This window comes from Vibrio sp. 1751 (assembly GCF_033339895.1).
GTDB classification, from domain to species: Bacteria; Pseudomonadota; Gammaproteobacteria; order Enterobacterales; family Vibrionaceae; genus Vibrio; species Vibrio alginolyticus.
On record NZ_JAWOVM010000123.1, the window covers coordinates 1 to 9,059 of the forward strand.

General features: G+C 43.8%; 8 protein-coding genes. 2 read left to right on the forward strand and 6 right to left on the reverse strand.

The window, feature by feature from the left end; genetic code table 11:
* Positions 1–809, reverse strand: an 809-nt coding sequence (locus R7041_RS21515) for a Na+/H+ antiporter NhaC family protein (RefSeq protein ID WP_318128709.1), incomplete at its 3' end; no start/stop codon positions are given.
* A gap of 431 nt (positions 810–1,240) precedes the next feature.
* Between R7041_RS21515 and asd the strand changes: the two genes are divergently transcribed.
* Complete coding sequence (gene asd, locus R7041_RS21520) at positions 1,241–2,356, forward strand: aspartate-semialdehyde dehydrogenase (RefSeq protein ID WP_005380727.1); 1,116 nt, start codon at positions 1,241–1,243, stop codon at positions 2,354–2,356.
* A gap of 57 nt (positions 2,357–2,413) precedes the next feature.
* Here the strand turns inward: asd and R7041_RS21525 are convergent, their stop codons facing one another.
* Together R7041_RS21525 and R7041_RS21530 are read right to left on the reverse strand one after the other, a co-directional pair.
* On the reverse strand, positions 2,414–3,277 hold the full coding sequence (locus R7041_RS21525) for an ion transporter (RefSeq protein ID WP_005380728.1): 864 nt from the start codon (positions 3,275–3,277) through the stop codon (positions 2,414–2,416).
* A gap of 35 nt (positions 3,278–3,312) precedes the next feature.
* Entirely contained in the window at positions 3,313–3,951 is a 639-nt protein-coding gene (locus tag R7041_RS21530) for a YchE family NAAT transporter (protein WP_005380729.1), read from the reverse strand.
* A 650-nt stretch (positions 3,952–4,601) separates the two neighbouring features.
* Between R7041_RS21530 and adhE the strand changes: the two genes are divergently transcribed.
* Positions 4,602–7,304, forward strand: coding sequence for a bifunctional acetaldehyde-CoA/alcohol dehydrogenase (gene adhE, locus R7041_RS21535; protein WP_005380731.1), 2,703 nt, complete (start codon positions 4,602–4,604; stop codon positions 7,302–7,304).
* Positions 7,305–7,447: 143 nt separating this feature from the next.
* On the opposite strand, the gene R7041_RS21540 is transcribed toward adhE, so the two are convergent.
* The 3 genes from R7041_RS21540 to R7041_RS21550 form a co-directional block, all read right to left on the reverse strand.
* The gene (locus tag R7041_RS21540) at positions 7,448–8,191 is read right to left on the reverse strand and encodes an SDR family oxidoreductase (RefSeq protein WP_005380732.1); all 744 of its coding nucleotides are present in this window, start codon (positions 8,189–8,191) and stop codon (positions 7,448–7,450) included.
* Between the two features lie 134 nt (positions 8,192–8,325).
* Positions 8,326–8,829, reverse strand: a complete 504-nt coding sequence (locus R7041_RS21545) for a VC2046/SO_2500 family protein (protein WP_033907342.1) — start codon at positions 8,827–8,829, stop codon at positions 8,326–8,328.
* A gap of 154 nt (positions 8,830–8,983) precedes the next feature.
* Positions 8,984–9,059, reverse strand: a 76-nt coding sequence (locus R7041_RS21550) for a Fe-Mn family superoxide dismutase (protein ID WP_411978881.1), incomplete at its 5' end; no start/stop codon positions are given.

Consider the following 9,059-nt stretch of genomic DNA (forward strand, 5'->3'; position numbering starts at 1 on the left):
ATACCTAGCAGAGAACCAAAACTGATCACTGGGAATGAAGGCATACGCATCGCTAGAAGTGACAATACGATGATCACAGGAACAAATGAGTAAGGGGTGATGTAGAACTGTTGTTCCATCGCTTTAATGACAGAGTCTACCTGGCTCATGTCAACTTGACCTGCGTAGTGGAAGCCAAATGCAGTAAACATAATGCCTGTAATAATGTAGCTAATGAGTGCTATCGGCAACATGCCTTTAATATGTTCCATCACTTCAACGTTAGACATAGATGAAGCAAGGATTACTGAATCCGATAGAGGCGACATTTTGTCACCAAAGTAACAGCCTGAAAGTACGGCACCTGCAGTGATTGGTGCAGGAACACCAAGACCTTGACCGATACCCATCATTGCAATACCTGCCGTGCCAGCCGCACCCCAAGACGTGCCAGTCGCTAGCGCAGTCAATGAACAGATGATCATGGTCGCGAGCAAAAAGATGGAAGGGTGGATTGCTTTAAGGCCGTAGTAAATAATGGTTGGAACAATACCACCAGAGATCCAAGTACCTACAAGCGCGCCAACGGCCAAAAGGATTAAAACGGCTCCAAGTCCATTGGAGATGCCATTTAGTGCTGCTTTTTCCAGATCTTTATACTGATGGCCAAGCTTTATGCCCAATATCATGACAATGAACCAACCGATGTATAGCGCTAGCTGAATCGGTAGGTCTAGCTTGGCTGTGAACGAAAATGCCAGCAGGAGAAATAAACCGAGCGAGATAAATACCTGTATCAAGCTTGGTAGGCGTGGTGTAACTTGCTTCATATGTGCCTCTGTCAATCTTGGAGCAATAGAGGAAGGCGCTCCTTGTTGTAATCGCGCATAACATACATTAACAAAAATTATATTTCGAACATTTGGTGTTTTATCTTGATGTTCGTCGGTAAAAACGTTTGCTTGTGAAATTAACTGTTAGTTTGTTTTAACTTTTTTGGTTTTAAATGTTGTGTAATGTGAAATTATTGTGCTTCATGTGTTATTTTCTCATTGAGTGGTAAGACCAATTAGGGGGCTAAAGTGCTTTCCCTACTTGAAAAATGGTTAAAACCGCAAACCAAACACTAAAAAATCTCGTGTAACCCGGTTTTTCAGAGGAAAAGGTTAAAAAACGCGCTTATTTACAAAATAGGGGTTGAGATTTTGCTGTGAAAAATTAACTATGGGGTAGGTTTTTTAATACATGGAGAGTTAATACGATGAGAGTTGGTTTAGTTGGTTGGCGCGGTATGGTTGGTTCAGTCCTTATGCAGCGTATGGTTGAAGAGAAAGACTTCGACCTAATCGAACCAGTATTCTACAGTACTTCTCAAGTTGGTATTCCTGCTCCTAACTTAGGAAAAGACGCAGGCTTACTGCAAGACGCGTATGATATTGAAAGCTTAAAACAGCTTGATGCGGTAATCACCTGTCAAGGTGGTAGCTACACAGAAAAAGTTTTCCCTGCACTTCGTCAGGCTGGTTGGAAAGGCTACTGGATTGACGCGGCCTCTACGCTACGTATGGCTGAAGATTCGATCATCACACTTGATCCAGTGAACTTAAAGCAAATCCAACAAGGCATCCACGGTGGCACGAACACATTTGTCGGTGGTAACTGTACGGTTAGTTTAATGCTAATGGGGCTAGGTGGTCTATTTGAGAAAGGCCTTGTTGAGTGGACAAGCGCAATGACTTACCAAGCCGCATCTGGTGCTGGTGCGCAAAATATGCGTGAATTGATCTCGCAAATGGGCGTTATCAATGACTCTGTTAGCTCTGAACTTGCAAACCCATCAAGCTCTATCCTAGATATCGATAAGAAAGTCGCGGATACAATGCGCAGCGGCTCTTTCCCTACCGATAAGTTCGGTGTGCCACTAGCTGGTTCGTTGATCCCATGGATCGATGTGAAGCGCGATAATGGTCAGAGTAAAGAAGAGTGGAAAGCGGGCGCTGAGGCGAATAAAATTTTGGGTTCTCAAAGTTCACCTGTTCCAATTGACGGTACTTGTGTGCGTATTGGCGCGATGCGTTGTCACTCTCAAGCACTTACTATCAAGCTTAAACAAAATGTACCAATGGACGAAATCGAAGAAATCATCGCCACTCATAACGATTGGGTGAAAGTGATTCCTAACGACCGTGACATCACTGCTCAAGAGCTAACACCGGCAAAAGTTACGGGCACAATGTCTGTACCAGTGGGTCGTCTACGTAAGATGGCAATGGGTGATGATTTCCTAAATGCTTTCACTGTTGGTGACCAACTGCTTTGGGGTGCTGCGGAGCCGTTGCGTCGTACTCTGCGAATTATTCTGTCTGAGAAAGCATAATCACATCAATCCTTTATTTGATGACAAAATAAAAGAGCTCCTTAGGGAGCTCTTTTTTCATGCGTCGTCTTCCGTTCGAACGACTCTTTTGTCTGGATCGGCCAGTTCACTACCACAATGTTTACAGTAAATTGCGTCAGAGTCGTGCCCTGCGTGGGAGCAGTTTGGGCATTTCACCAATACTTTGTGCGATTGCATCTCTTGGTGCAGTTCGGCAGTGAAAATACCTGTAGGTACCGCCAAAATGGAATAACCCAGTAACATGGTGAGTGATGCAAGCCCTTTACCTAGGTCTGTTTGGGGGACCAAGTCACCATACCCAACCGTTGTGATGGTCACGATCGCCCAATAAATACTTTTAGGAATGCTAGTAAATCCGTTTTCAGGTCCTTCAATGATAAAAATCAACGAGCCGAAAATCGTTACCATAATGGCGACGGAACTAAAGAAGATAAAAATCTTTCTGCGCGCCATAAGCAGTGAACGTAAGAGGATATTGGACTCTTGGAGGTATCGGACTAACTTGAGTATGCGGAATATTCGCATCACTCGCAGCGCCCTGATCACACCCATAAACGAAGCGGATGGGAAGAAGAGTGCTAAATAAGTGGGCAAAATCGCAAGTAAATCGACGACACCATAAAAACTCTTTGCGTAGGCGGCAGGTTTGGGAGAGCAATAAAGCCTTAGAAGGTATTCAATCGTGAATAGGCCAGTAAATGTGTATTCAATAAACTTCAGCTCTTTTTCCCACTCGGCCCGAACGGAGGGTATCGAATCTAACACCAGTACGATTAACGAACTGATGATCGCGATAATGAGAGCAATATCGAACGTTTTACCAGCTTTGGTATGAGTACCAAAAATGGTGACATATAGAGTATGTTTAAGAGAGTCAGTCGTCATGACAAAGCGATCCATTGTTGAATCGCTCTATCATACAATTTTATAGAAACTCAGGCTAATCCTGGAAATAAGTTGCGTAAGCCATTCGCAATGAACTCTATGCCAAGCGCGCCCAATATCAAACCCATGATACGAGTAATGACGTTGATTCCAGTTTGACCTAAAAATCGTACGATCAATGGGGCAGAACGGAATAATAGCCATGAACAAAGGCAGAACAAACCAATCGTAATACTAATGCCCACGGTATCGAACATGCTTGGGTAGCGTGCACCATAAACAATAGTCGAACTGATTGCACCAGGACCTGCCATTAAAGGCATTGCAAGAGGGACCACACCAATCTGTTCACGACTGACGTATTCCGTTTTCTCTTGTTTGTTCTGCTTATCTTCCCCCAGTTTACCGCTCATCATCGAGAATGCGATGCTAAGTAATAGCAACCCGCCAGCGACACGAAACGAATCCAGAGAAATACTGAACATGTCTAACAGTAACTGACCAGCAAAAAGCGAAATGATCAGGATGATCGCAACAGCCACATTTGCTGTTGTTGCCGTATTGCGCTTTTCGTCTGGTGTCATATGCCCGGTTAGTGACACAAACACAGGCATGATACCAACAGGGTTTACTGCGGCGACCAAACCGAGAAAAAACTGCAAGAAGATAGCAAGTTCAAAAGTTTGCATGTTGCGTACTCATCAAAGTTCACATTAGTGAAAAGGAGAAGGGGTAATTTGGGCGTAATGTAAGGCAAAAGTTAGGTTGTAAGAAATGAAAAAAACTAACGCATTCCCTGCCATTTAAGTGAGAAAAACTAATTCTTTAATAAACTGTATCTAATCTGGAAAGGAAATGTTACGTATAAAGTTGCTGATAAATTGCACTGTTTTATATAAACGTTAACATTCGCACATTTTTGATAAAAACCAAGGTGGTTTGTAGAGAGATGTATTCGGTTCGATATACTCTCAGTAGCACAAAGAATTGGGCCTACATGTAATTTTGTTGGTCAAAAATGAAACTTTTTTACAGGTTGTTGTAGTTTCTTTTATTTATTTGTCCATTTGCTTCTTTTTTACTCAATAAAAAATGAGAGTTAATTTATTTGTTTATCAGTGATTTATGTCATTTTGGTGTGATGAGGCACCACTTTGGTAGTATTTAGGTGGTGAGAACTGATCCAAGTCAATTTTTTTCACACTCTGAAATATTATACTCAGTCCTGAAAGCAATTTACTAAGACGTTTGTTTTCTAAGTGACTGATAAACAGTAAAAACGATAAGTAATAGCCTTAGTAAAAAGTTTTTAATATTTGTTAATTTTAGGAGATTCCCTATGCCTGTAACTAATATGGCTGAACTAGATGCAATGGTTGCTCGCGTTAAGAAAGCGCAAGAAGAGTTCGCTACTTACTCTCAAGAGCAAGTAGATAAAATCTTTCGTGCAGCATCGCTTGCAGCTAACCAGGCCCGTATCCCGCTAGCTCAACAAGCGGTAGAAGAATCTGGTATGGGTATTGTTGAAGATAAAGTAATCAAGAACCACTTCGCTTCTGAGTTTATCTACAACAAATACAAAGACGAACAAACGTGTGGCATCTTAGAAGAGGATGACAATCTAGGTACTATGACTATCGCTGAGCCTGTAGGCATCATCTGCGGTATCGTACCAACGACTAACCCAACTTCTACAGCGATCTTCAAATCTCTAATCTCTTTGAAGACACGTAACGGTATCATCTTCTCACCACACCCACGTGCGAAAAACTCAACTAACGATGCAGCTAAACTCGTTCTAGATGCAGCAGTAGCAGCAGGCGCACCAAAAGACATCATCGGTTGGATCGACCAGCCTTCTGTTGAGCTTTCAAACGCTCTAATGAAACACGATGACATCGCGCTTATCCTTGCAACTGGTGGTCCAGGCATGGTTAAAGCCGCTTACTCTTCTGGTAAGCCAGCAATCGGTGTAGGTGCAGGTAACGTTCCTGTTGTTATCGATGAAACAGCAGACATCAAACGTGCTGTTGCTTCTATCCTTATGTCTAAGACTTTCGACAACGGTGTAGTATGTGCTTCTGAGCAAGCTGCAATCGTAGTTGATGAAGTATACGACGAAGTGAAAGAGCGCTTTGCTTCTCACAAAGCTTATGTCCTAAGCAAAGCAGAAGCTGATAAAGTTCGTAAAGTGCTTCTTATCGATGGTGCGCTAAACGCGAAAATCGTAGGTCAGCCAGCAGCAGCAATCGCTGAAATGGCAGGCGTTAAAGTTCCAGCAGACACTAAAGTTCTTGTTGGTGAAGGTCTGGGCAAAGTATCTCACGATGACGCATTCGCTCACGAGAAACTATCTCCAACTCTAGGTCTATTCCGTGCTGACAACTTCGAAGACGCGGTTGCTCAAGCGGTAACTATGGTTGAGATTGGTGGTATCGGCCACACATCTGGTCTTTACACTAACCAAGATACTAACGCTGACCGTATCCGTTACTTCGGTGACAAGATGAAGACAGCTCGTATCCTAATCAACATCCCGACTACTCACGGTGGTATCGGTGACTTGTACAACTTCAACGTTGCGCCATCTCTAACGCTAGGTTGTGGTTCTTGGGGTGGTAACTCTATCTCTGAGAACGTAGGTCCTAAACACCTAATCAACAAGAAAACTGTAGCGAAGCGAGCTGAAAACATGTTGTGGCATAAACTACCTAAGTCAATCTACTTCCGTCGTGGTAGCCTTCCAATCGCACTGGGCGACCTAGAAGGTAAGAAACGTGCATTCCTAGTAACTGACCGTTTCCTATTCAACAACGGTTACGCAGATGACGTAGTAAGCCTACTAAAAGCTCAAGGCATGGAAGTTCAAACATTCTTCGATGTTGAAGCTGACCCAACACTGTCTGTAGTAGAAAAAGGTGCGGCTCAAATGGCTAGCTACCAACCTGACGTTATCCTAGCGCTAGGCGGTGGTTCACCAATGGATGCAGCGAAAATCATGTGGGTAATGTACGAGCACCCAGAAACTCACTTTGAAGAACTAGCAATGCGCTTTATGGACATCCGTAAACGTATCTACAAGTTCCCTAAAATGGGTAAAAAAGCTGAGCTTGTATGTATCACTACAACTTCAGGTACTGGTTCAGAAGTTACTCCATTCGCGGTTGTTACTGACGACAAGACTGGTGCTAAATACCCACTAGCTGACTACGAAATCACGCCAAACATGGCAATCGTTGATGCGAACCTAGTAATGAACATGCCTAAGTCTCTAACAGCATTTGGTGGTTACGATGCAGTAACTCACGCTCTAGAAGCTTACGTTTCTGTTCTTGCTAACGAATACTCAGATGGCCAAGCTCTTCAAGCACTTAAGATGCTAAAAGAGTACCTACCATCAAGCTATGCGAACGGTGCAAATGACCCAATCGCTCGTGAGAAAGTACACAACGCAGCTACTATCGCTGGTGTTGCATTTGCGAACGCATTCCTAGGTGTTTGTCACTCAATGGCTCACAAACTGGGTGCTGAGTTCCACTTGCCACACGGCCTAGCTAACGCACTACTTATCTCTAACGTGGTACGTTACAACGCGAACGACAATCCAACTAAGCAAACTGCGTTCTCTCAATACGACCGTCCACAAGCACGTCGTCGTTACGCTGAAGTTGCTGATCACCTAGGCCTAAGCCAAGAAGGTGACCGCACTGCTCAGAAGATTGAACGTCTACTAGCATGGTTGGATGAACTAAAAGTTAACCTAGACATCCCAATGTCAATCCAAGCGGCAGGTGTTGCTGAATCAGATTTCGTAGCGAAACTGGATGAGCTAGCGGTAGAAGCGTTCGATGACCAATGTACTGGTGCGAACCCACGTTACCCTCTAATCAGCGAACTTAAAGATGTGTTGATGGCTTCTTACTACGGTAAAGCATTTGTTGAAGGCGAAACTTTCGAAGGTACAACTGTTATCAAGAAGAAAGCAGACCAAGAAGCGGCAAAAGCAGCACCTAAAGCAAAGAAAGAAAAAGCTGACGCGTAATTAAAAAATCGAGTGAGCAAGGTTTTCGCTAGCACGAAACCTTAATCGGGAAAAGGTTAAAGCCCCAGTCAAATGACTGGGGCTTTTTTTATTTTGGTGCAGGAGTTACATCTGGCTTGGGAAAACAGAGTTGCTGTGTATGCTTACACTTCGGTCGCAACTACTCGGCCACTGAAGTATTCATTCGCGACGATGTATGCTGTGTTGCGGACTAGTTCGTCTTGGATCTCAGCCCAGTGCCTCTCGTTGAGCTCTTCTTTTGTATGATTTACCGAGGGAATAACGCCGCCCACTCGAATGTTGAATGGTGTGAGTTCTTTTGCCCAGCTGTGAGTAAAACCTGACACCAACGCTGCCATGCTTTCAACTCCCGTAAAGTCTTCATGGTTGTCATGAGAAATGACGTTAACAATGACGCCTTTCTTGTTTCTGGCTCGAAAGCGCTCTGCTCCTACTTGGCCGTAGGTATAAAGGAAGCGTGCCGCAGACGACAAGTGATCAATGTAAGTACTCATTGGTTCTGGCGCCATTAAGCCAGGCATAGGGGAGCTGGTCCAGCAATTAACAATCACATCTGGTGTCGCACGTAGCTGTGATTCTATCTGGTCAAACAATAAGTTAATGGACGTTGTGTTATCACTACACACATTCATCGCATACACTTTGTCAGTGAAAGCGCTGATTTGCTCATAGCTCGCTCTCAAAGCGCTAGAATTTTGGTCACAAAGAATCAACGTTGCTCCAAGGTGAGCAAAGTGATTTGCACAGGTTCTTCCTATAACCGAACCTGCAGACGTGACGAGAATAATTGATTCTTTGATATCCATAGCACCTTCACTGTATCCATATGTGAAAAACAATACACCAGTGGTTTGTGCTAATAGCATGGTTGAAATTCGTTGGGTTCAGTGTGAAAGGCTTCAAACTAACGCTTTCGAGTGAGGACTATTGTGCGGTAATTTGTAAGATGTCACATTTCTGACGTGTAGGTATTGCAAGCTATTGGATAAAAAGCGGATCTCTATGCTTTAGCTTGAATTTGATGCTGACGTTGAGCCGTCACTAGCTGATTATATAGCCCAGCATCTGGGATCAGTTGTTTGTTGCGTTCGCCCAATCTGCGTCGCTCATGACCAGATAGGTTGTGATAAACCTCCTCTGGTAGGTTGAATGTGTCTTCAGGCAGGTAAGTCAGCGCATCTGGTTTTAGGTAATGGCTCAGCTTTGCGGAAGGCAATCCTGCATCGTGAAACTGTTTCGCTTGTTCAGCTGCGAGTTCATAGCTGCTGCTATCAGAACGAAGAGCTTGAGGTTGCGATAAACCCAATTGTTGGCGAAGAATACTGTCACTGGTGATGACTTCCTGGACCTCTTCAACTGGGACCACATCGCGAACATCATTAGAGAACATAGACAGAATCAGCGAGAAATCTGCACGACGACCTTCGTGTACGGCATGGTTAATACCATTACCGAACTGAAGTTCGTTGATAATTGCAGCTTTGTCTAACGTATGAATTTGCATGATGTTCCTCGCTCGATGCTCTTTTAACGGCGTGGATAAGAAGAACTTTAGTAAAAGAGGGAATTATTTAAAGGTGCTAGGGAAGGCGAAACAAAAAAGCCCGCTAAATAGCGAGCTTTTGAATAAGACTAAATTGAACTTAGGGGGAAGTATATTACTTCGCTAGGTTCTCAGCTACGAAGTCCCAGTTTACTAGAGCCCAGAAGCCGTTCATGTAATCAGGACGTACG

Bases quoted from the DNA above. Each gene is read 5' to 3' on its own strand.
- asd (WP_005380727.1), top strand. From the start codon at position 1,241: ATGAGAGTTGGTTTAGTTGGTTGGCGCGGTATGGTTGGTTCAGTCCTT.
- R7041_RS21525 (WP_005380728.1), bottom strand. From the start codon at position 3,277: ATGGATCGCTTTGTCATGACGACTGACTCTCTTAAACATACTCTATAT.
- R7041_RS21530 (WP_005380729.1), bottom strand. From the start codon at position 3,951: ATGCAAACTTTTGAACTTGCTATCTTCTTGCAGTTTTTTCTCGGTTTG.
- adhE (WP_005380731.1), top strand. From the start codon at position 4,602: ATGCCTGTAACTAATATGGCTGAACTAGATGCAATGGTTGCTCGCGTT.
- R7041_RS21540 (WP_005380732.1), bottom strand. From the start codon at position 8,191: ATGCTATTAGCACAAACCACTGGTGTATTGTTTTTCACATATGGATAC.
- R7041_RS21545 (WP_033907342.1), bottom strand. From the start codon at position 8,829: ATGCAAATTCATACGTTAGACAAAGCTGCAATTATCAACGAACTTCAG.